General features: G+C 69.3%; 24 protein-coding genes, 1 pseudogene and 1 riboswitch. Of the genes and pseudogenes, 8 read left to right on the top strand and 17 right to left on the bottom strand.

Going from position 1 to position 23,156, the window contains the following annotated elements; genetic code table 11:
* Nucleotides 1-21: 21 nt before the first annotated feature.
* The 3 genes from ACRRRO_RS11545 (at nucleotide 22) to ACRRRO_RS11535 (ending at nucleotide 2,786) form a co-directional block, all read left to right on the top strand.
* Nucleotides 22-225 (top strand): PLDc N-terminal domain-containing protein, encoded by a 204-nt coding sequence (locus ACRRRO_RS11545; protein ID WP_424797123.1) that lies wholly within the window; start codon nucleotides 22-24, stop codon nucleotides 223-225.
* A 629-nt stretch (nucleotides 226-854) separates the two neighbouring features.
* Nucleotides 855-1,808 (top strand): hypothetical protein, encoded by a 954-nt coding sequence (locus tag ACRRRO_RS11540; protein ID WP_424797124.1) that lies wholly within the window; start codon nucleotides 855-857, stop codon nucleotides 1,806-1,808.
* Nucleotides 1,809-1,950: 142 nt separating this feature from the next.
* Nucleotides 1,951-2,057: riboswitch (TPP riboswitch) on the top strand.
* A gap of 42 nt (nucleotides 2,058-2,099) precedes the next feature.
* Entirely contained in the window at nucleotides 2,100-2,786 is a 687-nt protein-coding gene (locus ACRRRO_RS11535) for a YkoF family thiamine/hydroxymethylpyrimidine-binding protein (RefSeq protein ID WP_424797125.1), read from the top strand.
* 62 nt (nucleotides 2,787-2,848) lie between these two features.
* On the opposite strand, the gene ACRRRO_RS11530 is transcribed toward ACRRRO_RS11535, so the two are convergent.
* Together ACRRRO_RS11530 and ACRRRO_RS11525 are read right to left on the bottom strand one after the other, a co-directional pair.
* The gene (locus ACRRRO_RS11530; protein ID WP_434080295.1) at nucleotides 2,849-3,181 is read right to left on the bottom strand and encodes a hypothetical protein; all 333 of its coding nucleotides are present in this window, start codon (nucleotides 3,179-3,181) and stop codon (nucleotides 2,849-2,851) included.
* Between the two features lie 630 nt (nucleotides 3,182-3,811).
* Nucleotides 3,812-5,293: an NCS2 family permease gene (locus tag ACRRRO_RS11525; protein ID WP_434080294.1), complete on the bottom strand. Its 1,482-nt coding sequence runs from the start codon at nucleotides 5,291-5,293 to the stop codon at nucleotides 3,812-3,814.
* 412 nt (nucleotides 5,294-5,705) lie between these two features.
* Here ACRRRO_RS11525 and ACRRRO_RS11520 point away from each other — a divergent pair, with 412 nt between their 5' ends.
* The 4 genes from ACRRRO_RS11520 to ACRRRO_RS11505 are packed head-to-tail and all read left to right on the top strand — an operon-like array spanning nucleotide 5,706 to nucleotide 8,403.
* Nucleotides 5,706-5,906 carry a hypothetical protein gene (locus ACRRRO_RS11520; protein WP_434080293.1) on the top strand — a complete coding sequence of 67 codons (201 nt, stop codon included), beginning with the start codon at nucleotides 5,706-5,708 and terminating at the stop codon, nucleotides 5,904-5,906.
* Nucleotides 5,903-6,844: an NAD(P)-dependent oxidoreductase gene (locus ACRRRO_RS11515; protein ID WP_424797128.1), complete on the top strand. Its 942-nt coding sequence runs from the start codon at nucleotides 5,903-5,905 to the stop codon at nucleotides 6,842-6,844. Before ACRRRO_RS11520 ends, ACRRRO_RS11515 begins: the two co-directional genes overlap by 4 nt.
* A gap of 29 nt (nucleotides 6,845-6,873) precedes the next feature.
* Nucleotides 6,874-7,692: an acVLRF1 family peptidyl-tRNA hydrolase gene (locus ACRRRO_RS11510; protein ID WP_424797129.1), complete on the top strand. Its 819-nt coding sequence runs from the start codon at nucleotides 6,874-6,876 to the stop codon at nucleotides 7,690-7,692.
* Nucleotides 7,693-7,728: 36 nt separating this feature from the next.
* Nucleotides 7,729-8,403, top strand: coding sequence for a DUF305 domain-containing protein (locus ACRRRO_RS11505; protein WP_434080292.1), 675 nt, complete (start codon nucleotides 7,729-7,731; stop codon nucleotides 8,401-8,403).
* Between the two features lie 129 nt (nucleotides 8,404-8,532).
* Here ACRRRO_RS11505 and ACRRRO_RS11500 read toward each other — a convergent pair whose 3' ends face one another.
* The 7 genes and pseudogenes from ACRRRO_RS11500 to ACRRRO_RS11470 all read right to left on the bottom strand — a co-directional run bounded on the left by ACRRRO_RS11500 (nucleotide 8,533) and on the right by ACRRRO_RS11470 (nucleotide 14,485).
* On the bottom strand, nucleotides 8,533-9,714 hold the full coding sequence (locus tag ACRRRO_RS11500) for an O-methyltransferase (protein ID WP_434080291.1): 1,182 nt from the start codon (nucleotides 9,712-9,714) through the stop codon (nucleotides 8,533-8,535).
* Nucleotides 9,683-10,528 (bottom strand): polysaccharide deacetylase family protein, encoded by an 846-nt coding sequence (locus ACRRRO_RS11495; protein WP_434080290.1) that lies wholly within the window; start codon nucleotides 10,526-10,528, stop codon nucleotides 9,683-9,685. The genes ACRRRO_RS11500 and ACRRRO_RS11495 overlap by 32 nt, the downstream gene beginning before the upstream one ends.
* Nucleotides 10,525-11,390, bottom strand: a pseudogene (gene speB, locus ACRRRO_RS11490) (agmatinase). Before speB ends, ACRRRO_RS11495 begins: the two are co-directional and overlap by 4 nt.
* 128 nt (nucleotides 11,391-11,518) lie before the next feature.
* Nucleotides 11,519-12,304: an SDR family NAD(P)-dependent oxidoreductase gene (locus ACRRRO_RS11485; protein WP_424797133.1), complete on the bottom strand. Its 786-nt coding sequence runs from the start codon at nucleotides 12,302-12,304 to the stop codon at nucleotides 11,519-11,521.
* Nucleotides 12,305-13,012, bottom strand: a complete 708-nt coding sequence (locus tag ACRRRO_RS11480; RefSeq protein WP_424797134.1) for an SDR family NAD(P)-dependent oxidoreductase — start codon at nucleotides 13,010-13,012, stop codon at nucleotides 12,305-12,307.
* The gene (locus ACRRRO_RS11475) at nucleotides 12,999-13,169 is read right to left on the bottom strand and encodes a hypothetical protein (RefSeq protein ID WP_434080289.1); all 171 of its coding nucleotides are present in this window, start codon (nucleotides 13,167-13,169) and stop codon (nucleotides 12,999-13,001) included. Before ACRRRO_RS11475 ends, ACRRRO_RS11480 begins: the two co-directional genes overlap by 14 nt.
* Nucleotides 13,166-14,485, bottom strand: a complete 1,320-nt coding sequence (locus tag ACRRRO_RS11470) for an APC family permease (RefSeq protein WP_434080288.1) — start codon at nucleotides 14,483-14,485, stop codon at nucleotides 13,166-13,168. The genes ACRRRO_RS11475 and ACRRRO_RS11470 overlap by 4 nt, the downstream gene beginning before the upstream one ends.
* Before the next feature lie 246 nt (nucleotides 14,486-14,731).
* On the opposite strand from ACRRRO_RS11470, the gene ACRRRO_RS11465 reads away from it, so the two are divergent.
* A complete protein-coding gene (locus ACRRRO_RS11465; RefSeq protein WP_424798326.1) occupies nucleotides 14,732-15,799 on the top strand; it encodes a PucR family transcriptional regulator ligand-binding domain-containing protein in 1,068 nt (355 codons plus the stop codon).
* Here ACRRRO_RS11465 and ACRRRO_RS11460 read toward each other — a convergent pair.
* The 8 genes from ACRRRO_RS11460 to ACRRRO_RS11425 form a co-directional block, all read right to left on the bottom strand.
* A complete protein-coding gene (locus tag ACRRRO_RS11460; RefSeq protein WP_424798318.1) occupies nucleotides 15,796-16,767 on the bottom strand; it encodes an NAD-dependent epimerase/dehydratase family protein in 972 nt (323 codons plus the stop codon). The two genes, ACRRRO_RS11465 and ACRRRO_RS11460, sit on opposite strands and share 4 nt — an antisense overlap.
* 50 nt (nucleotides 16,768-16,817) lie before the next feature.
* Nucleotides 16,818-17,165: a hypothetical protein gene (locus ACRRRO_RS11455; protein WP_434080287.1), complete on the bottom strand. Its 348-nt coding sequence runs from the start codon at nucleotides 17,163-17,165 to the stop codon at nucleotides 16,818-16,820.
* Nucleotides 17,153-17,881, bottom strand: coding sequence for an LCP family protein (locus ACRRRO_RS11450; protein WP_434080286.1), 729 nt, complete (start codon nucleotides 17,879-17,881; stop codon nucleotides 17,153-17,155). Before ACRRRO_RS11450 ends, ACRRRO_RS11455 begins: the two co-directional genes overlap by 13 nt.
* A 191-nt stretch (nucleotides 17,882-18,072) precedes the next feature.
* Nucleotides 18,073-19,173 carry an alpha-L-fucosidase gene (locus ACRRRO_RS11445; protein WP_434081582.1) on the bottom strand — a complete coding sequence of 367 codons (1,101 nt, stop codon included), beginning with the start codon at nucleotides 19,171-19,173 and terminating at the stop codon, nucleotides 18,073-18,075.
* Between the two features lie 19 nt (nucleotides 19,174-19,192).
* Nucleotides 19,193-19,351, bottom strand: coding sequence for an alpha-L-fucosidase (locus ACRRRO_RS11440; protein ID WP_434080285.1), 159 nt, complete (start codon nucleotides 19,349-19,351; stop codon nucleotides 19,193-19,195).
* Nucleotides 19,352-19,397: 46 nt separating this feature from the next.
* Nucleotides 19,398-19,721, bottom strand: coding sequence for an L-rhamnose mutarotase (locus ACRRRO_RS11435; protein WP_424798321.1), 324 nt, complete (start codon nucleotides 19,719-19,721; stop codon nucleotides 19,398-19,400).
* A gap of 157 nt (nucleotides 19,722-19,878) precedes the next feature.
* The gene (locus tag ACRRRO_RS11430) at nucleotides 19,879-21,924 is read right to left on the bottom strand and encodes a serine hydrolase domain-containing protein (RefSeq protein WP_424798322.1); all 2,046 of its coding nucleotides are present in this window, start codon (nucleotides 21,922-21,924) and stop codon (nucleotides 19,879-19,881) included.
* A gap of 259 nt (nucleotides 21,925-22,183) precedes the next feature.
* Nucleotides 22,184-23,155 (bottom strand): LysM peptidoglycan-binding domain-containing protein, encoded by a 972-nt coding sequence (locus tag ACRRRO_RS11425; protein ID WP_424798323.1) that lies wholly within the window; start codon nucleotides 23,153-23,155, stop codon nucleotides 22,184-22,186.
* Between the last annotated feature and the right edge of the window lies 1 nt (nucleotide 23,156).

The following is a 23,156-nucleotide window of genomic DNA, read 5'->3' as shown; positions in this document are numbered from 1 at the left end:
GCGCGTTGTTAGGGTCGGGACATGTTTGAAGCCGCCGCAGGAGGCCTCGTGGTCGTCGTCTTCGCGCTGGCGTGGCTGGCGCTCATCGTCGCCGCGCTCATGTCCATCGCGCAGTCGCGCAACTACACCTCCGGAATCAAGGCGCTGTGGGTGCTGGCCGTGTTCGCCCTACCCTTCCTGGGCCCTTTGGCCTGGTTCCTCATCGGCCGCCACTCCTACGGCTAACAACCCACCAGCCCCCCACCCGGCCCCAGCCCCAGCCCCCGGCCCCCAGCCCCCGGCCCGCGACTTCCGGCCCCAGCCCCCGGGCTCCCGACTCCCGGCCCCGGCCCCCGGGCTCCCGACTCCCGGCCCCAGCCCCCGGGCTCCCGACTCCCGGCCCCAGCCCCCGGGCTCCCGACTCCCAGCCCCAGCCCCCGGCCCCCAGCCCCCGGCCCGCGACTTCCGGCCCCAGCCCCCGGGCTCCCGACTCCCGGCCCCGGCCCCCGGGCTCCCGACTCCCGGCCCCGGCCCCCGGGCTCCCGACTCCCGGCCCCGGCCCCCGGGCTCCCGACTCCCGGCCCCGGCCCCCGGGCCCCCGACTCCCGGCCCCAGCCCCCGGGCCCCCGACTCCCGGCCCCGGCCCCCGGGCCCCCGACTCCCGGCCCCCGGCCCCCGGGCCCCCGACTCCCGGCCCCGGCCCCCGGGCCCCCGGGCCCCCGACTCCCGCCCCCGGCCGGGGGATGACGGGGTGGGCGGGGGCGATGGGCATGGTTGAGGCAGGGGGTGGGCGGGTATGCACAGGGGGAAAACTGTGTCCACAGGTGCTGACCTGCAGCCGCTATGGGCGCAGGGGATTGGTGCTTACTGGCGTCATGCGCACGGTGCCGATCCCGGAGGGCCTGCTGCGGTACACCCGCTGGCAGTGCGGCCTCATTTCGACCGCGCAATGTCGGGCTCTGGGCATCAGTGCCGACCGGTGCGCCACCCTGGTGGCTCGCAGGATGTGGCAGCGGGTCGTACGCGGCGTCTACGACACCGAGCCGGACCGTCCAACGAACTTCGACGTGGCCCGGCGCAAGGCCGCCTGGACCGGCCTGCTGGCGATGGGTAAGAACGCCATCGCCGTGGGTTGCTGCGCCCTGGCCCTGCACGGGGTCGCCGGACTGCCCCAGCAGTTGACGCCGGAGGTAGCAATCACGGGTGGGCGCTGGCTGCGGGGACCGGTCGGCGTCGTCGTGCGCCGATATCGCGACGTACCGGTCCGGGTCCGGTACGCCGGCTGGCAGGTGAGCGACGTCCCCACCGCGCTCGTCCACGCTCTGCCGCTCCTGCGACGTGATCACGGGGTGGCCGTAATCGATTCGGCCCTCAACCAAGGGCTCATCAACACCAGCGACCTCACCGACGTCCGCCGGCGACTGCAGGGGCGGCGCGGTGCCGCTCGGGTCGGCTCGTGGTGGCCGCTGGTGGATGGTCGCGCCGAGTCGCCATTAGAGACGTGGGCACGGCTCGACTGCCATGACCACGACCTGCCACCGGATCAACTCCAGGTGGTGTTGCGCGATGCCACCGGTACGTTCATCGGGCGCGGTGACATGGGGTGGCGGCGCCGTGACGGCGGTTGGATCATCGTCGAGATGGACGGACGCCAGGTCCACAGCGAACCCGAGGCGCTCTTCCGGGACCGGCAGCGCCAGAACCGGTTGCTGGCCGAGGCGGATGCCACCATCCTGCGATTCACCAGCCGCGACCTGCGTCCCTCGGGCACCATCGCCAACCAAGTCCGCCAAGCCCTCACCCCCACCTCACCCACCCCCACCCCCTAACCCCAGCCCACCAGACCCCGCCGAAGTCAGCATTGATCGGCTGAACCTGCAGGTAGAACCGACTAATGCTGATTTCGCCGGTAGGCGCCCGAGGCCGATCGGCACCCGAGTGGACAGCGCCGGTCCGCCACGGTTAGCGTCGAACCAACCCCCGGGGAGCGCGCAGAGCGCTGAGAGTGCGGAGAGTCCGCAGACCCGTCCACCTGATCCGGTTCGTACCGGCGTAGGGAGTTGGGCACCCGCCGATGAGCATCGGCGGCTCATGAGGTACCCCGGGGCCGGAGGACACCGATGAGCACCACCGGCCACGGCAGCACGGAGAAGGTCGCCACGACCGGCACCAGCGCGGCCACCCCACGCGAACTGGGCGTCGGGATGCGATTCAGCATCCACCCGCACACCGACGACTTCGTGCGCGTGATCCTGGACTCCCTCACCGAGGTGGAGGCGAGCGGCGTCGCCGAGGGGCTGGTGATCGAGACCGACGAGGTCAGCACATACGTCGGTGCCCGGGCGGTGCCGGCCGAACAGGACCTGGCCGGTTACCTCGTGGCTGCCATCGCCGCCGCCTCCCGGCACTCCGGTGGCGGGCACGTCGCCGCCCATGTGCTGTTCTCCCGCGGTTGCCCGGGCGAACGTACCTGCGACCTGACCTCCACGATCCTGCCCGAGGTGGCCCCGGTGCGCCTGGAACCCACCGGAATCGAGGCGGTGGCGCAGTGGTCGCTGTACCCGCTACTCGATGGTGGGGACGATGCCGGCGAACACATGTCCATCATCGAGGCGGCCATCACCCGAGCGCAGGAGCGCGGCGTTGCCGCCCCAGCGGCCCACTACGCCACCAAACTCACCGGTGACCTCGCGGAGGTGGTGGCCACCGCCGTCGACGCGTGGGCCCAGGTGGGCACCACCGTCCCGCACGTGGCGACCCACCTGACCATCTCGGTTGGCTCACCCACGCGGGCCCGCGGGAGGTAACCGCGCCAGACCAGTTCACGAGGGCCCGTCCGCCTCGCGCACTGGCCGTGTGGGGTACGCGCTCAGGGAGCCCCGCCGCGCACCGTGGTGACCAAGTCGGTGAGGCTGGGCGTCGCCGGGGTGGAGGCGAACCCGAACCGCACCGGCGGGTCGATCGGAACCATCGCGCCCAGGTCCGTTCCATCCCACGAGGTACGAGCACCGGCGAGACGATGGAGGTCGCTCGCGCCGTAGTACTCCCTGCGCCCACCCCCGGCCGAACCGCGGGTACGCACCCCTGGCAGGGCCACCCGCGCGACCGGATCGGTCAGGAGGGTGAACCAGGGCGCACCGGCCACCGCAGCGGGCAGCGCGCGCAACAGCCAACCCACCGCTGCCCGCTTGCCGATCTGCACGGTTGCGGACAGCGGGCCGGCTTCGTCTCTGCCACCGCTCCCCCGCCATGGTGGGCACGGTCCGCGGCAGCGCCTCGGCCGGTACGGGCGGCTGGGAGGAGCCGGGATCTGCCATTCCCCACGCAACGGCGTCACGCGCACGCGCACCTGCCGGGGGCCTGGGTGCATACCGGTGCACGGTCACGTTCGCGGGCTCGACGGCATCGAACTGGTACGTGGCCGAGACGAACTCGGCGACCTCCGTCGATGGCGCCAGCAGCACTCGATGCCCGTGCGGATGCTGCACCATCACCCCCGCGAATGGCCCCAGCGGAGTGGTGTGCCAGTTGCCCACGACGAACCGGGTTCCACCCGCGGTCCCCCACCCGGCGATCCGACCGGAGAACCTCCAGGTGCGGGGCGAAGCGGAGCGGGTCATACCCCATGGTCCATCGGCGGGCGCCGGTGCACCAACCGCAGCGCGGTCACTCGGAGCAGCAGTTACCCGGTGCACCTACCCACCCGGAGCACCGGCCCACCCAGAACACCGGCCCACCCGGACCACGCGCCAAGCCCAAGCCGCCGGCGGACGCGCCACCCGCGCCGCCCCGCGCCCGCCCGCGCCGCCCAGCGCCCGGACCGCCGCCCGGACTAACCCCCGAGCAGCGTTCCGATCGGACCGCGCACGAAGTAGAAGACGAACATCAGCGAGGTCACCCACATCAGCGGGTGCACCTTGCGGATCCGGCCGGCACCCACCTGGATGATCACGTAGGCGATGAACCCGGCGCCCATCCCCGCGGCGATGGAGAAGGTCAGCGGCATCATCAGGATGGTCAGGAACGCCGGGATCGCCACCTCGGTGCGCTTCCAGTCGATCCCGGTCACCTGGGCCATCATCAGGAAGCCCACCAGCACCAACACCGGCGTAGCCGCTTCGAAAGGCACCAGCGCCACGATCGGGGAGAACAGCGTGGCCAGCAGGAACGCGATGCCGACCACCACGCTGCTCAGCCCGGTCCGGGCACCCTCACCGACACCGGCTGCGGATTCGATGTAAGCGGTCGCCGTCGAGGCCGATCCCGCGCCGCCGGCGATGGCACCGAAGGAGTCCACCACCAGGATCTCTCGGGTCCGCGGCGGGTTGCCCTGCTCATCCAGCAACTTGGCCTCGGCGCCCACGGCCACCATCGTGCCCATGGTGTCGAAGAAGTCGGCCAGCATCAGGGTGAACACCAGCAGCAGGACGACGACGATGCCGACCTTCTCGATCGACCCGAGCAGGGAGAAGTGGCCCAGCAGGGCGAAGTCGGGCAGCGAGATGATCTCACCGCTGATCTCGGGCGGGTTGAGCTGCCAACCCCAGGGGTTGTCCTCCGAGGCCCGCCCCACGTTCAGGAACGCCTCGGCGAGCATCGCCAGGCCGGTGCCGACCACGATCGCGATCAGCAGCGCCCCGCGAACCTTGCGCACCCACAGGATGCCGGCGGTGAACAGCCCGATCACGAAGATCAGCGAGGGCCACCCACCCAGCGACCCGTTCACCAGTTCCACCGGCGTGGCCATGGAGGCCGGGATCCGGATGATGCCGGCGTTGACGAGGCCGACGAAGGCGATGAACAATCCGATGCCCACACTGATGGCCATCTTCAACTCGAACGGAACCGCGCGGAACACCGCCTGCCGGAACCCGGTCAGGACCAGGACGAGCATGATGATGCCCTCCAGCACCACGATGCCCATCGCGTCGGCCCAGGTCAGCCCGGCGTCGGGCAGCGCGGCGATCGAGTAGGCCACTACGGCGTTCAGGCCCATGCCTGCGGCGATGGCCAGTGGGAATCGCGCCACCAGACCCATCGCGATGCACAGCACCCCGGCGACCAGGGCGGTGGTCGCCGCCACCCGGGGGACGGCCAGCTCCTCGATCCCGCCGATGAAGTTGCCCGTACCGTCGGGCACGGTGCCCAGGATGAGCGGGTTGATGACGATGATGTAACTCATCGCGAAGAACGTGACCAGGCCGCCGCGGATCTCACGCCCGATGGTGGAGCCACGCGCGGAGATCTCGAAGTAGCGGTCCAGGAAGCCGGCGAATCCGGAGGTGCGCTCATCCTCGCGCGTGGATTGTCCCATGGGGCACTATCTTGGCCAGCCCAACTCGGTTCCGTCCAATCCCGCCCATCAGGTGGGAATTGCCCGACGACGGCACCTCGCCCGACCGCAGCGGGTCACCACCGCAGCACCGCCACCGCCGCACGGTTCACCGTCGGCGCGTCCCTACCACCGCCGCGCACGCCTCACCGTCGGCACACCTCACCACCGCCGCGCACACCTCACTAACGCCGCGCCACTCACCGCCGTCGGCGCGCCCTTCACCACCGCCGCCGCACGGCCCGCCAGCGCCGCCGCACCCGCCGCACCACCGCAGTAGCCCGAGGCTCTACCATCAACAGGTGCGCAGCCTCGACCCCGAACGAACACCACAGGAGTTGCAGCCGGCCAGGGTGCCCTCCGTGCTGATGTTCAGCGTGGGCATCCTGATCTGTTGGCCGTCCTGCTGGTGCTCGGCGCCCGCCACCTGCTCGGCTACGGCGCCGACGGCCGACTCGTCTCGCTCGCCGTGGCCGGCGTCGTGCTGGGCGCGGCCGGCCTGATCTGGGCCTGGCTACGCCCACGTCCCGAATTCGCCGCACCCACCGGCGCACCCACCACCGAACCCGCCCCCGACCCCCAGGACCCTTCGTGAAACTGCTCCTGCCCGACTCCATCAACCTTGACCTCAACCTGCCCGACCAGGTGCAGCCCGTCACCTACGCGGTGACCGAGCCGATCCCGCAGGAGCACCGCGATGCCGAAGCGATCGTGCTGTGGGCCACACCCGGGCACCGCATGGGCGAACTCCCGGCGGAACTGCCGAACCTGAAGTGGGTGCAGGGCCTGATGGCCGGCATGGACGCCGCGGTGAACGCCGGGTTCAGCGAGGACATCACGATGACCTCCGGGCTGGGTCTGCACGCCGGTCCAGTGGCCGAGCACACCCTCGCGATGGTACTGGCCGCGGCCCGCCGACTGGACCTGTGCGTGCTCTACCAGGCCGACAACGAATGGGACGAGACCCGCCTGGGCGGCAACCAGGCGCTGCGCACCGGCAACTTCTCCACCCTGTCCGGGGCCCGGGTGCTGATCTGGGGCTTCGGCTCCATCGGGCAGAAGCTGGCCCCCTGGATGGCCGCGATGGGCGCCACCGTGACCGGGGTGGCCTCCACCGCCGGGGAGCGAGCCGGGTTCCCGGTGATCACCGCGGCGGACCTGCCGGACGAACTCCCCCGCACCGATGTGCTGATCAACATCCTGCCCGCCAACCCCCGCACCGAGGCCATCGTGGACGCCGCGGTGTTCGAGGCGCTGCCGCAGCACGCCTGGTTCGTCAACGTGGGCCGCGGGGCCACCGTGGATGATGCGGCGCTGCTGGAGGCGTTGCACCAGGGCAGCATCGGCGGAGCCGCACTCGATGTGTTCCGCACCGAACCGCTGCCAGCCGACGACCCGTACTGGTCCGCTCCGAACGTGATCATCACCCCGCACTCGGCCGGTGGGCGTCCGCGCAACTCCGAGCCGCTGATCGAGCAGAACGTGCGCGCCTACCTGGCCGGGGAGGAACTGGCCGGGCTCGTCACCCGCTGACCGGTGCGCATCGGCCCGCTGAGGACGTCATGACCGTCCGTACGGTGCACGTGCCGATCGAGCGGATCGGTACGTGGATCACCGGCTTCGCCGACCGTCACGAGGGGGCCGTGGTGCTGCCCGAAAGCACGGCCGACGACGACGGAACCGAGGTCGTGCGGATCCGCGGCGGTGACGGGGAACTCGCCGAGTTCTCCCGGTGGCCCCTCGGCTCCGGTGCCTCCGGCGGGCGGGCCAGCCATGGCACCGGCCTCGACCTGCGGGCCGGGGAGGAGCCCGGCACCGCGCACGCCACCGACCCGGGCGCCACCAACCCCGACGCCACCAGCGCGGACTACCCCGACCCCGACGCCACCAACCCCGACGCCACCAGCGCGGCGACGCTGGCCGCGATCAGCGCCTGGTGCGCCCCGCCGACCCACCTGGGACTGGTGCTGATCCGCCGCGGAGGTTACGCCGTCGGCCGGGCCGAAGGCCCCCGGCTGCGCTCCCACAAGAGCGGCACCAAGTACGTGCAGTCACGCACCGCGGCCGGCGGGTGGTCCCAGCAGCGGTTCGCCCGCCGGCGCGGCAACCAGGCCGATGCGCTGGTGGGTGCGGTGGTGGAGTTGGCCGCGGCGCACCTGCTGCCCGGCCCGGCCGGGTCCGCGCCGGAACTGCCGCAGGGATTGGTGGTCGGCGGGGACCGGGCGCTGGGTGAGCAGGTGCTGGCCGATCCGGTGCTGGCGCAGGTGGCCGCGCTGCCCCGGCGCACGTTCGCCGATCTGCCCGAGCCCCGCTTCGTCGTGCTCGAACAGGCCCTGCGACGCGGGCGCAGCGTCCCCATCCGGATCACCCCGGCCAAGTAGGGTGGAGCGCGTGATCGTTCCTACCCCCAGCCCGGCATGATGCGCCGCCGCCTGGTCAGCGCCGCGGTGGCCCTGGTGGCCGCACTGGCACTCAGTTCCTGCACCGACCCCTCCCCGGAGCGCCCCGAGCCCACCGAGACCGAGGAGACCACCGCCGCCGAAGAGGAGGAGCAGGAGGACGAACCGGAGGCCGAGCCGCAGTTCAGCGACGACGACGTCACCCACGCCCAGGAACTCATCGCGCTGCACCGCACCAGCCTGGAGTTGCACCAGGTGATCCGGTCCAAGGCCGATGTGGTGGAGGAGGTGGACACGCTCTCCCTGAGTCTGTACACCTCCCACTACGACGAGGTGCAGGCCCTGGAGGGTATGCTCACCGACTGGGGTGCGGAGGTTCCCCAGGAGCAGGACACCGAGGTGGTGACCGATGCCGAGATCCGTGAACTCGGTCCGGCGTCGGGGGATGCGGCCAACGCGCTCTACCTGGAGCAGATGATCGCGCTGCACGAGGCCCGCTCGAGCATCTGCGAGGACGTGATCCTGGACGGGGAGAACCCTGAGTTGGTGGACCTGGCCCAGTCGATGCTGAACAGCCAGCAGCACGAGATCACGCACATGCGGGAGATCCTCGGCGGGCTCGACGTCGAGGACGAGCCCGACGACGGCGGCGACGGCGACACCGCCGACGACGACACCGCCGACGACGACTGAGGCACCACTGCCCTTGCATCGCCTGCACCCGCGCGCCCCGCTGGGCGAGGGCAGCGTCCGCTGGCCCTCGGGGCGGGCCGCCCACGCTCCCCGGCCACCGAGGGCGATCGTTGCCACCCAGGGCGATACCTACCGGGCTCGCCCTCGGCTGCCAGGCTCGCCCTCGGCGCGACGTGCCGGCCGGGTCGGCGCGCGGGCGCCGACCCGGCCCGCGCGGCCCGCTGGGTGGGGGTCGCGGCCGCGGGCCCTCGGGGCGGGTCTGAGGGGCCAGTCCAGGGTGAGCACGGTGGTGGCGGTGGCGCCCCGGTCAGTACTCCAGGCGGCAGTGCAGCGGAGCGCGCGACTCACCCAACACGCACACCCCCCCAACGGGCCCAGGTCCACCGACGCCGCCACCGAGGGTGCAGTGCTGATCTCCTGCCACGCGTGCCGCATGCCCTCGGACCAGTCGATGTCGTCGAGGACCACCACCCCGCGGGGCATCACGGCTTCCACCCGCGCGAAGTAGTCGGTGGTGGCCTGCCCGTCGTGGTGGCCGTCGATGAACACGTAGTCCGGTGCGGCCTCGCCCAGGACCGCGGGTAGGGTGTCGGCGAAGCGGCCCGGGACCACCCGGGCGATGCCGGACAGGTCCAGGGAGGCCAGGGTCGCCTCGGCAACCTCGGCCAGGGCTTGCCCGCCCTCCAAGGTGACCAGGTGGCCGTGCCCGTTCAGGCGCAGCGCGGCGGCCTGGTAGGCGGCGGAGATCCCCACCGCTGCGCCCATCTCCACGCATGAGTGGGGGCGGGTGTGCCGCACCAGCCGCATCAGCAGCGCCGCCCACATCCCGTCCTTGCTCGCCACCGTGGTCAGGCGCCCCAAAGACTGGGTGCCCAGGCGCCCGGCCGCGGCCTCGTCGTCGGTCGGCCTTGCGGTGGTGGGAGCGCCGGCGCCGTAGTCGCGGTACTCCACCATCCGGTCCGAGGCCCTGAGTTCCTCCCGGCGGACCTCGATGCGCTCGGCGACCTGCTGTTCGGCCGGGCTGAGTTCGCGGCGGGTGACGGCGACCAGGACCGCCTCGATGAGCGGGTCCAGTTCGCGCGGGGCGCCACCCAAGCCCGCGATGGCCGGGATTCGGGCGCCGGCGGAGGTACGCAACCGGCGGGCCAGCCGCGAGGACGCCAGCCGGCTCCCCGTCGAACGTGCTCGCACCCCGGCCTTCTCCTCCCGCGCGTGGCTCTGCCCGAGAAGTCCACTGACGCTGCGCACCCACGTCCCGGCCAGGGCGTGACTGGTGAGGTCATCCCTGGTCGAAGATGATGCTGCGGGCATGGCTGGCGATCTCCGCCATCGTGGCCACCCACACTCCCTGCGTCTGCACGACTTCCTGCATGAGTCGGCCGAGTTCCTTGGCGCGCCCGGGCCTGCCGGAGAGGAACGGATGGTTCGTCAACACCCAGCACCCACCCGCCTCGTGCAATCCGTAGAATTCTTCACGCCACAGCGCAGTGGCGTTCGCAGCCGTCTGGATCGGCCCCAGCATCGAAATATCAGGCAGGAAGCAGTATTGCTCCCAGTCGTCCAGCGCCCAGTGCAGCGGGATCTCAACGAGCGACTCGGCGTGGTGCTCGACCGTTAGCTCGTACGGGGCATCGGCGTCCATCAAGGATGAGTCGTAAAGGAACCCTCGCTCCACCAGAAGGTCAGGGGTGCGAGTGGACATGTCCCACATCGGCGCCCGGTAGCCCACAGGCCGTGAGCCCGTCAGGGCCTCGAGGATGTCCAGGCCGCGATCCAGTTCGTCGACTTCTTCGTCAACCGATACCGAGCTCGGCGGCAGGTGCCGGTACCCGTGGTGAGCGATCTCATGGCCGGCAGCCGCGATATCTCTGACAACCTCCGGGTAGCGCTCTGCGGTCATACCGGGAACAAAGAAGGTGGACCGAATCCGATGACGGTCGAGCAGGCCGAGTAGCCGCGGCACACCCACTCGTGGCCCATAGGCCTGGTGCGACATCACGCTCAGTCTCGATTCCGCTGCCTGACTTATCGCAAGCACCGCCGACTCGGCGTCGACGTCGAACGTGAAGGAAGCAGCACTCGTGGCGCCTGCCGGCCAGGGTAAGGGCTGTCCGGGGTTCGTCACGGCCGCACCTGCGCGGCCATGATGGAGAGCAGTTCGTAGGCAATGTGCGCGGCTGCCACCGCCGTGATCTGGGCATGATCGTACGGCGGCGACACCTCCACGATGTCAGCGCCGACGACGTTGAGGTCGCCGAGGCCTCGCAGCAGTTCCAGCAGTTCGCGGCTCGTCAGGCCGCCCGCCTCGGGGGTTCCGGTTCCCGGAGCCATCGAGGGATCCAGCACGTCGATATCGACCGAAACATAGAGAGGGGCATTGCCCACCCGCTCGCACAATCGCGCGAGCACAGCGTCGACTCCGACGCGATCGAAGTCGCGGGTATGCACGATGGTGAAGCCGAGGCGCTCGTCGTCCTCCAAGTCCGCACGCCCGTAGAGCGATCCCCGGATTCCGACATGTGCGGAATGGTCCTTGATGAGCAGTCCCTCTTCGATGGCTCGCCGGAAGGGCGTCCCGTGCGTATAGGGGGCGTCGAAGTACGTATCCCAGGTGTCCAGGTGTGCATCGAAGTGCAAGAGTGCGACGGGACCGTGGACTCTGGTGAGCGCCCTCAATGAAGCGAGCGCGATGGTGTGGTCGCCACCGAGCAGGACCGCCGGCCGGCCACCCTCGAGTAGCGGCTGCAGGCCAGTCTCTATGTCATTGAGCGCTGCTTCGATGTCGAATGGGTTGCAGTCCAGGTCCCGGCATCGACAACTTGGGCGGTGGCGAAGGGCGAGATGTCCTGGGCCGGGTTGTACGGCCGAAGCAGTCGCGACGCCTCCCGTATTGCAGAAGGCCCGAACCGAGCCCCGGGACGGAAGGTCACACCCGCGTCGAAGGGCACCCCGACCACCGATACGTCCGCCTCACCGACGTCGGACATCCTGGGCAGCCTGGCAAACGTCGTCAGTCCCGCGTATCGGGGCGATCGTTGCCCGTCCGTCGGTCCGATCGGTCCCGGGTTACGTACATCCATCCTTACCCCTCTGGTTGCTGCCTGATGTTGCGCCCTCACACGCGTGAACGCGTGGTACCACCGTTGGCCTGGATCGTCTGGCCGACGAAGGAGCGGAGTTCGAAGTCGGCGAGAAAGGCGATGAGGTCCGCGATCTCCTCGGGCTGACCGAGCCGACCGGCGGGAATTCCTTCCCGGTACTCGTCGTGCATCTGCTCGATCGTCAGGCCCGCTGCATCGGCATCGACCTGGAGTTGTGGCGTGTCGATCACCCCGGGCGCCACAGCATTAACCATGATTCCCTCCGGCCCGAGTTCACGCCCGAGACACTTCACGAGAGATATCAGACCCGACTTCGACGCCGCGTACGCGCTTGCGTCTCGCCAGCCGGTGACGCCCCACTCACTCGAGACCACGACGATCCGGCCCTCTCCGATCCTGCGCATCCCTGCCAGGACGGACTGGATGAGGTTGAAGGTGCCGCCGAGGTTCGTGTCGACCACGTGCCACCAGTCCTCGAGGTCTGCCTCGATCAGGGGGGCCATCGTCATCGCCGCGTGGTTGGCTACCAGGACGCTGACGGGACCGATCGACCCCTCAAGCTGGGCGATTGCTGCTCGCGTCTGTTCCCAATCCCGGATATCTGCCGGGGCAACGACGCCACCGATCTCCTCGGCAAGGGCCTGGAGTTCTGGCGTGTTGCGCCGGGCGTTGACGGCAACCGTTGCCCCAGCGGCGGCCAGCCTCCGAGATTCAGCCCGCCCGATGCCGCCCGTGGCGCCGGTGACGAGCGCGACCCGACCTTCGAGATCAGGACGCCCACCCGAAGTCCTACGTTCCACTCAGATCACCGCTCCCGAGTTCGGTCCGAACACTTCACCAACGCAGAACGTTCCACGCTCGACCAGGAACCGCACTGTGGCCGACACCTCGGCGGGCGTCGCCAGTCGGCGGCTGGGCAACGTGGCCAGGAAGCCGTCCTCGCGCCAGGGTGAATCGTGAGCCAACAGCGGCGTGTCGGTGGGCCCTGGAGCGACGGCGTTCACCCGGATGCCGTCACCGATCATCTCCAGCGCGACCGAACGAACAGCACCGAGAACAGCACCCTTGGCAGCCCCGTAGTGTGCGTCCCGGTCTCCGCCGCCAATAGCGAGTTCGCTCGCGATCGCGACGATCGCTCCGCCGCCACCGGCGCGCATGGAAGGAGCAACTGCTCGGGTCAGATTGATGAAGCCGCCGAGATGTACGCGGAGCATGCGGTTCCACTGGTCATGGCCAATCTCGGAGACCGGCGTCATCTCGTAGTGTCCCGCAGCCGAGACCGCGGCCCTGATGGGCCCCAGCCGTTTGGTCACCTGGTCGACCACCCGCAGGACGGCGTCAGCGTCGTGCATATCGACGGTGTATGACGCCGCCAATCCCTGGGCCTCGTGCAGGTCCAGCCCGGCGACCGCCCACCCCGCATCGGTGAGTTCGTGGGCTACGTAGGATCCGATGCCGCTCGCGGCGCCCGTCACCACTGCGACCGGCACGGCCTCACCCGAGTCCATCGGGACGCATCTCCTCGCCGATCTGGTCATCGGTCACCTCGACTCCCGTCATGTCCGGGATGTTACGGCGAACCGTCATGTACGCGATCAATCCGAGGATCGTCAGAACCGCGGCACCGATGACGATCGACCAGTCCATGACGGGAAGGTCGTTCACCGCCCGGGGCCACGCGATATTGACCAGTTGTAGAACGCCCACACGGTCGCAACAATGGCGATTATTCCTGTGACTGACCCCAGGCTGAATTTCCCACTCACCCAACGCCCCCGCAGATAGACGATGGCGAAGCCAAGGACCGGGAACAGGAAGGAGAGGTAGAAGCCGCCGGCCGTGAAATTCACGCCGATCGCGTACACGTTCTCCGCCAGACTCGAGACGAGCAGGAGCAGCGTACCGACCGCCGTGGTGAATAGAACGGCCGCGATCGGCTGATGTTGACGTTTCGTCAGTTTGACCAGCACGCCGGACGCAGGCAACGCGTTGTCCCGCGCCTTCGCCCAGATCAACCTCGAGGCCGATGTCTGCAATGCGAGGAAGCTTGCGACGAACCCGATGACGAAAAGTATCTGAATCCAGACCGAGATACCCGTGCCCAGATGCGCGGTCAAGACTGCGTACACGGGGTCCGCTCCCCACCCGGCGAGTTGCTCGGGTTCATCAGGGATCGTGAGGATGAGCGCCAACGCGGAGAACATCACGACGATAGCGATGAGGACGAGCGATGACAGGATCGCCTTCGGCACGTCTCGACGGGGTTCCGCGACTTCCTCGGAGATGGCTGCTGCGCTCTCGAAGCCGACGAAGCTCCACCCGATGAAGGCCAGGGCGAGCAGGAACGGTCCGCCCACGGCGAAGTACTGCAGGCTCTCCCCGATGCTTGCGCCGCCATCGAGCAGAACCGAGAGGCTCTGGACCCGGTGGAAGAGCAGCAGCCAAATGGATAGTCCGACCGACCCGATGACTGTCGCCACGATGGCGATGCCCATAAAGGCTTTGAGGACAATTCTGCCGACGAGATTAATGCCGGTACCGAAGATCAATATGCCGAAGGCGATCAGCGCGACTGTAGTTGCCTGATCGGCGACGCCGAAGATGGCCGCGAGGAATCCCGCGGCCCCCAGCGCGACGGTCGACATGGCGATCACGAGCGTCCAGATGTAGAACCACCCGGCGAACCATCCGTAACCCGGTCCGATGAGCCGTGACGCCCACTGATAGATGGAGCCCTCCAACGGCCATCGGGACACCAGCACCGCGAAGATCAACGCAACGAGGAACTGCCCGGCAAAGACGATGAAGAATCCCCACCAGAACGACGGCCCGGCTCCGATGTAGGCCAGACCGAAGATCCCGTGTAGCGCAACGATCGGTGAGATGAAGGCGAAAGCGAATGCGAATGACGACCAGAGGGTGAATTCTCGCTTGAGGGTGCGAGCCTCCGGCTTTGCGCTGGTTGATGGGGCGTGACTCATCTTGCTCTCCCTTGATGCAGTCGAATCTCACTGGAGAGTCTGGGGCACGACGTGTCATCGGGAGCACACTTCTTCGCAAGCTTAGGTGCTATCCACCGCATCGACGCCGGTAGTTGTAGGAAGATACAACCGTTGCCTCACCTACGTACTGAGTGCCGTCGCGGATGGCGGGCCAAGGAGGTTCGTCGTGGAAGAGACCCAGGAGGGTACGCCCCTGAGGACCTCATCGACCACCCCGACCTGCTGATGAAGCCGGTGCCGGGCACACCATCCCCTGGGACGGCACCCATCTCCTGGGCTCATCCGACGGAGATGCTCGACCCCCGCCCGCACGTGCGGGCGGCCTCGCTGGTCTGCACGCTCGGTAGCGCCCTCCACGATGCCGATTCGTGTTTCAGGTTCGTCCAGGCTGTTGCGGACGCTGGACCTAGTGGAATCTGCCTCGGCCTCGGCGAAGTTCACCTCGAGGTCCCCGACGGCTTGGTCCGGGCCTGCCGGGACTTCACGGTGCCCTTGGTGACGGTTCCGTTCGGGGTCTCCTTCTCGCAGATCAACGAGATCGTCCTCGAGAGTCGTCTCGCCAATCTCTCCGGGAGTTCCCACGGCGCCGCCCACGCACGAAGTCTGCACGTGGGGCACCTACTCACTCTGATAGCGGACGGGTTGGCCGAGCCCGGTGCTGTGCTGCTGGATCTCCGGCCAGTGGTGCGGGGGGATCAGGCCGTCGTGGTCTCGGCATGGCCACCAGGTGTGCGGGAACGGTTGGAGCGCACGCTCGTACCGGCACTCATCGGTGAAGTAGGGGACGTGACACTCGCGGTGACCCCGCATGACCTCCCTGTTCGAGAACACGCAGCGCAGCTCAGTCTCGCCTGCGGGGTTAGCGCACCCGTGCAGGTTCGCAGTGTTGGTCGTGCCGTGAATGAAGCCCGCATTGCGGCGCGGATCGCGTGGCGGCGTGGGCTCGTCGTGGGAGCGGAGGAGTTGACCACCCTGGACGCCCTGCTTGCCCAACTGCCGAGTCGGCGGCTCAGACCCTTCATCGACCACGTGATCGTTCCGATTCAGGGAGCCCGGGGCGGGAGCCAACTACTGTCCACGTTGCGGCAGTTCATTGCAGCCGATGGTTCACCCCAGACCACAGCCAAGCGCGAGTATCTGCACGTGAACACGGTCCGGTACCGGTTGAGGCAGGTTCATGACATCACCGACAAGGACCCGTTCACCCACGAAGGGCTGAGTGACTTGCGAATCGCGCTCTGGGCACTGGACCACTCCCCTTCACGCGACAGCGAGGCCCAACCGTCCGACTAGGTTGGTTTATGCCGCTGGCCGAACCAGAGCATCTCCAGGCGGCGAGCGTTGGCGCGCGCGCGGGGGTGCAGACGGCCGGCGGTCTTGGCTACCGCGAGCGCCGCGCGGGCCAGGGGGCGTGGGATGTGCCGCGGGCGTCTGCCGTCGCCCAGGTGCTGCAGGAACGACGACGTGGTCCACCCTTCCCAGGGATGGATCACCGGGCCGGTGGGAACCTCGGGCGCCGTGGCCAGGTGCAGCGTGTGGGCAGCGACCTGCTCCACCGTGACCTGTGGGGTGGGATCATCCCCCGGTGCCGCCACGCAGGACAGTGGGGAGCGGGCGAGCCGGCGGACCTGGTCGGTCACGCTGCGGCCGGGGCCGTGCACGGAGGTGGGGCGGTAGATCACCACCGTGGGGCCGGGTGCCCCGTGATCGCCATGCCGCGGGCCGCGATCGGGCTGTCCCGCGCCGTGGTCAGGCTGCCCCGCGCCGCGCTCGGACTGTCCCGCGCCGGGCATGGGCGACGACTGGAGGTCGGCAGCGGACGCCACCTGCTCGCCCCACAGTTTGGACCACCCGTACGGTGATGCCGGTCGGGGCTGGGCGGCGGTGTCCAGCACCGTGGCCTCCCCGTGGACCGCGGCCGAGGAGACGTGCACCACCCGCTCTGCCCCGGCCAGCGCAGCGGCGCGGACGACGACGCCGGGCAGCAAAGCGTTGGCGCCCACCAAGGCGTCGGTCATCCCGGCCCCGGGGGTGGCCAGGCCGGCGGCGTTGATCACCACCTGCGCCTCGGTGAGGCGATCGGCCAGAGTGGCTGCGTCGTCGTCGGTCATCATCGCCTGGGCGAGTACCGCCTCGGTGCCGCGGGCCGCGGTGGTCGGCCGGGGTGCCGGGACCTCGATGACGTGGTGGCCGGCGTGGCGGGCGGCGGCGCACACTGCCGAACCGACGAAGCCGGAGGCACCCAGCACAGCGATGCGCACCTCGGCTCCCTTCGGGTGGGCCGGGCCAGGTGGCCCGGTGGCGGTTGCGGCTACTCCACGAGGTCGCCGAGTTGGACCAGGTCCTCGTTCTCGGCGACGAACTCCGCGGCGCGGTCCTCGATGAAGGCCTGGGACACCTGGTCCAGGGCCTCGAAGTCCAGTTGCACGATGGACTGGGCCCCGTCCGGGGATCGGCCCAGCCCGGTGACCGGGGCGGAGATGAAGTTGACGTCCCCGGGGCGGATGTTGCGCATCGACAGGGCCAGGTTGCGCATGTGGGAGATCTGGAAGTGCTCATCCACCGCCACGTTCTCGGCGACCACGATGAGCAGGTCGTTCAACCGCCCGGGGTTGGTGAGCACCTCCCGGTTAAACGCCGAGACCATCATCGCGCGCATCCAGTTCTGCTGACGTTGCATCCGGGAGAGGTCCCCGCCGAGAGGCCGTGGCGCTGGCGGGTGTAGTCCAGGGCCTGGGACCCATTGAGCCGGTGGGTGCCGGCGGGCAGGTCGGTGCCGCCGCTGCGCAGGGGTTCGGTGAGGGTGAGCTCCACCCCGCCGAGCTCGTCGGTGATGGCCTGGAAGGACTCGAAATCGGTGACCATGATGTGGTCCAGGGTGATGCCGGTGAGGTCTTCCACCGTCTCGATCATCAGGGAGGGCCCGCCCCAGGAGAACGCGGCGTTGATCTTGGCGTCGGGGTGGCCGGGGATCGGCACCCAGGAGTCGCGCGGGATGGACATGAACGTCATCGACTCCCGGTCCCCGGAGACCTGGGCGATCATGATCGCATCGGTGCGCTGCCCGCCGGCCTCCCACTGGCTGGGGTCCCCGGCGGAGATCCGCGAGTCCGATCCGAGCACCAGGATGTTCACCGGGTCATCGACGTCGGAGTCCGCATCGGCGTCATCCTCGTCGTCGTCGGACTCGTCGCCCTCAGCGGAGTCGCGGTCCTCCCGCCCGGCGAAGGGGTCTTCGAAGCGTTCGATGCGGTCATCGATGCGGTTCTGCATCACGAAGAACGCGACGACGGGCACGGCGATCAGCAGCGCCACCAGCGACAGCGCGATGATGAGCGCCAGCCTGCTGCGCGAACGGTTGGACTTGTCGGCCATGGCGTTCATCGTAGAGGGCGACTTTCCAGGTCACGGGACATCGGTGTGCAGGTGTGGTGCAGGTTCGCGATGCGCTGCGCTCGGACCGCTGGGAACCTGAGGAGACCGCTTTCCAGGTCCCATCGACCGCCATGGCCGACTTGCCGGTCCCCTACTGCTGTTCGCTCGGTTCTTACTTGGTGGGTGGGGGATCAGCCCTGGGCCTCCAGGATGAGTTCGATCACCGGAACCTCGACCTGCGGGCGTTGGACGGGCAGATGCAGCGTGAGGGTTCCGGGTGGCTGACCGCCGGGGGTGGTGTTCCAGGCTTGCTGCCCGGGTTCGATTCGGCTGCGCTGCACCTCCGAGCCGTCGTGCAGGAAGCGCGCGTAGCGGACCTTGTCGGCCATGTCGCGCAGGTGCAGGTGCCCGAACGGCCAGACCAGAAGGTGCAGATAGAGCCGGTCCTCCCGGCGGGTCAGCACCGTGCCGGGCGGTGCAGGGATCTGCGTGGCACCGGCACCGATGACAGCCCGGGCATGCAGGTCCATCCAGCGTCCGACAGCGGTCAGCCGCTCGTCATCGCGTGGCGGAATCGCACCGCGACCGTCCGGCCCGATGTTCAGCAGCAGGTTGCCGTTCTTGGAGACGGTGTCCACGAGCATGCGGACCAGGAGGTCGGGGGGTTTGAAGTCGAGGTTGTCCCGGTGGTACCCCCAGGTGCCGTTGAGCGTCTGGCACGCTTCCCAAACCACTTCCTCGCCGTTGCGGCGCATCGGAGCGTCGGGTTGGTACTGCTCGGGAGTCACCAGATCCCCTGGGATGCCGAGGCGGTCGTTGACGACGATCCCGGGCTGCAACTCGCGTGTCATCGCCAGGAGGGCCTCGGCGTCCCAGTCCCCGGGGCCCTTGCCTTCCCAGCCGTCCCGCGCCTCGGGGTAGGTGAAGTCGTAGAACAAGTAGTCCAGCCGCCCGTAGTTGGTCAGCACCTCCCGCGCCTGACCGTGCAGGTACTCCCGGTAGCGGTTCATATCCCGGGTCTTGTTCCGCTCCCGGGCGTCGGGCAGATCCCGCAGGGGGTGGTGGTAGTCGATAGTGAAGTCCGGGTGGTGCCAGTCGATCACCGAGAAGTACAGACCGACCCGCAGCCCTTCGGCACGGACGGCCTCGACGAACTCGCGGACCAGGTCCCGGCCGGCCGTTGCCATCGAGTTGTAATCGGACAGTGCCGAGTCCCATAGGGCGAAGCCCTCGTGATGCTTGGCAGTCAGGACCGCATAGCGCATGCCGGCGTCCTTGGCCGCTCTCGCGATCGCCTTGGCATCGAACCGGTCAGGGTCGAAGAAACTCAGCGTTCTTCTCGTACTCCTGCGCCGGGGTGCGCTCGCGCGTCATCACCCACTCGTGGCGAGCCAGGCCGCTGTAGAGCCCGAAATGCACGAAGAGCCCGAAACGGTCGTGTGTGAACCATCCACCTTCACCTGTCACCATGATCTCCCTCTCTGCTCATCGCGCGCTTTGCCACCGGAGCCGACGTTCACTCGGCGTCCTTCAGGTTCCACACCATCGGCAGACCGTCGCCCTCACCTCCGGTGGAGTAGTCGTGGGTGACCTCCTGCAACTGTGCCATCCGTTCCTGCCAGGCGACGTTGACCGGCAGATCGCGTAGCGCTCCGAGCAGTGCGGCATAGTCGTCACACTGGATGACCTGGAACACGTCTCTCCCGCTGCGCCAGATGCGCCAGTCGTGCACGCCGGTGCGGCGCATCGCCGCTACCAGCGCTCGTGGGACCTGGCGGTGTGCCTCCTCGTAGGCCTGCTCGGCACCGGCTTTCAGCCTGGTGTGAATGGCAACTCTCATCCCAGCGCTCCACTTCGGTCAGCGATGGCGTGCTCGATCTCCCACGACTGTAAGCCTGGGACGCTGCCCATGACAGCGATGTCCTTTTGAGGTGGGTCCCGCGCATGCGAACAGACTAGGCATAGGAGGTTCGTCTAGCCGGTTTCAGAACCACTCCTCAGTATGTGATGTCCAGGCTCAGCAACCGGCCCACCACCGCCACGTAGCCCAGGCCGGCGAAGGCCAGGGAGAAGAACGCCGCGCTGCCCGCAGACCACCAGCGCCGCCGGCGCAGCGAACCCACCAGACGCATCCCGGCCGGGATCACCGCCAACACCGCCACCAGGGTCAGCAACTGCGCCACCCGGATCAGCAGGGCCGGGGCGCTACCGGAGCCCATCAGCATTGCGGCCACCACCGCCCACAGACCCACCGCGAGCAAGGCCACCGCCGCACCGACCGTGCACGCCAGCCGCAGCCACCGGTCCTCTCGCGAGGTCTGCAGGCGGCCCCGGTAGCGCCGGCGCACCAGCGCCGCTACCGGGCGGCCGAGCAGCCCGACCACCAGCACCACCGAGGTCCCCACCAGCACCCACGGCACCAGCGCCAACGTTGCCGGCAGCGGTTCCAGCGCGATCGCCGGGTGCAGCCCCACGACCCGCACCTGCCCATCGACGACGTCGGCGCCCAGGCGTTGCTGCCCGCCGACCTCCTGCCACACCCAGGGCTCCACTTCCGCCAGCACTCGCGGTGACCCGGAGGCGTCCACCAGCGCGTCCATTGTGAGGGTGCCGTCGCCGGTCGCGCTGATCGTGACCGGTACGAGCGCGGAGTACAGCCGCACGAAGTTGCTCTGCACCCCCCGGGTGGTCATGTAGGACCCGGCGAGCACCTGCGCGTGCTCCCCGGCGGTGGCGGTCGGCTCCGGAGCGGTGCGGGTGTCGGGGAAGTACCGGTCGGTGAACCCGTGCACGAGTTGATCGCGGATCACGGCGGTCGACATCGGACCCACGCCTGAACTGTTCAGTCCGATGTAGATCCCGGTGCCGGTCTCGGGATAGATCTGCATCTCGGCGTGGAAGACGTAGGTGTCCCCGCCGTGGCCTACGATGCGCTGGCCGTTGCGGTCCAGTTCATACAACCCCAGGCCGGTGCGCGGCCCGCCGGCCAGCCCGCCGAGGGTGACGGCGCCGAACGCCGGCTCGGCCAAGGTGCGCAGCGACTCCGGGGACAGCATCTGGGAGCCGGGGTCGCCGACTTCGCCCGCCAGCAGGGTGAGCATGAGGGCGCTCAGGTCCGCAGCCGTGGCGCTCATCGCCCCAGCGGGTGCGAGGCCGATCAGTTCGAAGGGTGCCGGCTCGGCGCGCAGGTGCGGGTAGCCGCCGGACATCTGCTCGGCCAGTTCGGTGGGCAGCGGTTGGGCGAAGGTCGCGGTGGACATCCCGGCCGGGGTGAAGATGTGCTCGTCGGCGTAGTCGGCGAAGTCCATCCCGCTCACGCGTTCCACGACGTAGCCGGCCAGGGCGTTGCCGTAGTTGGAGTACGACGGCGTGGTGCCGGGGGCGTAGATCTGCCGCGGCGGGTCGGTCAGCATCTCGCGCAGCGGCGGGACGTCGCCGGCCGGGTCGACGAAGACACCGGCCAGGCGTTCTTCGAAGCCGGCGGTGTGGGACAGCAGGTGGCGCAGCGTGATCGGTTCGTCGTAGGTGGTGGGGATGTCGAGGTCGATGTAGTCGGCGACCGGGTCATCCAGGCCCACGGCCCCGTCTTCGACCAGTTGCATGACGGCGATTCCGACCACCACTTTGCTGATCGAGCCGACCCGGAACAGCGTGCGCTGGGCATCCACCGGCTGCGGCACCGAGTCAGGGTCGTCGGCGCCGGAGCCGGAGCCGGAGCCGGAGCCGGAGCCGGTGTCGGCGTAGCCGTAGCCACGTTCGGTGACCACCTCGCCCTCGTGGACCACCGAGACCGCTGCCCCGGCCACGCCCTCACGTTCCAGCGCGGCGGGCAGGAAGCCATCCAGCCAGGCCTCGGTGTCCTCGCTGGTCAGCGCGGCGGCCGCCTCGGCCGAGGACGGAGCGGCCGGAGGGTCCGGTGGCGGGTTCACCGGGGCGCCCTGCTGGGCTGCACACCCGGCCAGGACCGCGGCGAGGACGACGGCGATGCTCGCGGCGATCCACGACCGCCGGCGGCGCTGAGGTGCTCCGGCAGGCGGTGCCATGGCCGGCGTGCGAGGCGGGCCGTGGCCTGTACGTGCTGAGTGAGTTCCCACGAGCCCTGACCCTAGGGGCCGCCGACATCACCCCACCCCCGAAGTCAGCATCAATCGGCTGAAACCGCCCCCTCAGCCGACCAGTGCTGGCTTCGTCGCTGAGGCCGCCTGATCATGGGCGAGCAGCCCGGTCCGCAAACGCATCGGCCCGCCCCGAAGTTCGGGGCGGGCCGATGACTCGCACGCGGCAGTTGAGTCCGTGAGCCGGTCAGGCCACCCGGATGAAGGTCGGGTTGGCCCGCCAGATCTTGCTCTCGTGCAGCGCGGTGCCGGGGTTACGGGCGGCGATGTGGTTGCCGTTGCCGGTGTAGATACCGATGTGCCCCGGCCACCACACCAGGTCCCCGGGCTGGGCCTGGCTGGCGGAGACCACCTGGCCGGCGCTGCGCTGGGCCCCGGAGTTGCGCGGCAGGTTGATGCCGGCCTGGGCGTACACGTAGGAGGTGAACCCGGAGCAGTCGAACCCAGCCGGGGTGGATCCACCCCACACGTACGGGGTGCCCACGAACTGGCGGGCGATGTTGACGATCGCACTGCCAGAGGCACTGGCCTGCGGGGAGGGCGCAGCGGAGCGCTGGCCGTCACGGGAGGCCGTGTCGGCCCCTCGTTGCACGGATGCCGATCCCGAGCCCGACGTTGACGCCGATCCCGAGCCCGACACCGACCCTGACGACGAGGCCGACCCCGACGACGATCCCGACCCACCGGGGATGGTGAGTTCGTCACCGGGGAAGATCAGCGCGTCAGCACCCAGGCCGTTGGCGTCGATGATCGCCTGGACGCCGGCGCCGTACCGCGCCGCGATAGCCGCGACGGTGTCACCGCGGCTCACGGTGTGGGTGGCGCCACCAGCGCTGGCGGTCACCGAACCTGTGGGGATGGTGAGTTCGTCACCGGGGAAGATCAGCGCATCGGAGCGAAGGCCGTTTGCGTCGATGATCCCCTGGATGCTGGCGCCATGTTCGGCGGCGATATTGCCGACGGTGTCACCGGCGTTCACGGTGTAGGTCTCGTCCGGGTCGGCGCTGGCTGCGGGCATCGCCAGCCCGAAGGCCAGGCCCGCGGTGGCCACACCGGCCGTACCGCGACGGGCCACCTTTCCCACCGGCAGGTCGGAGAGGAAGGTGGTGGGACGCACGTCGGCTCGGTGCCGCGCGCGTGTGGTGCTGTGTAGTGTCATG

Origin of the sequence: Sanguibacter sp. Z1732 (assembly GCF_051020515.1) — a bacterium.
Taxonomy (GTDB): domain Bacteria; phylum Actinomycetota; class Actinomycetes; order Actinomycetales; family Beutenbergiaceae; genus CALKWS01.
This window is presented reverse-complemented; position numbering and strand designations above follow the sequence as displayed.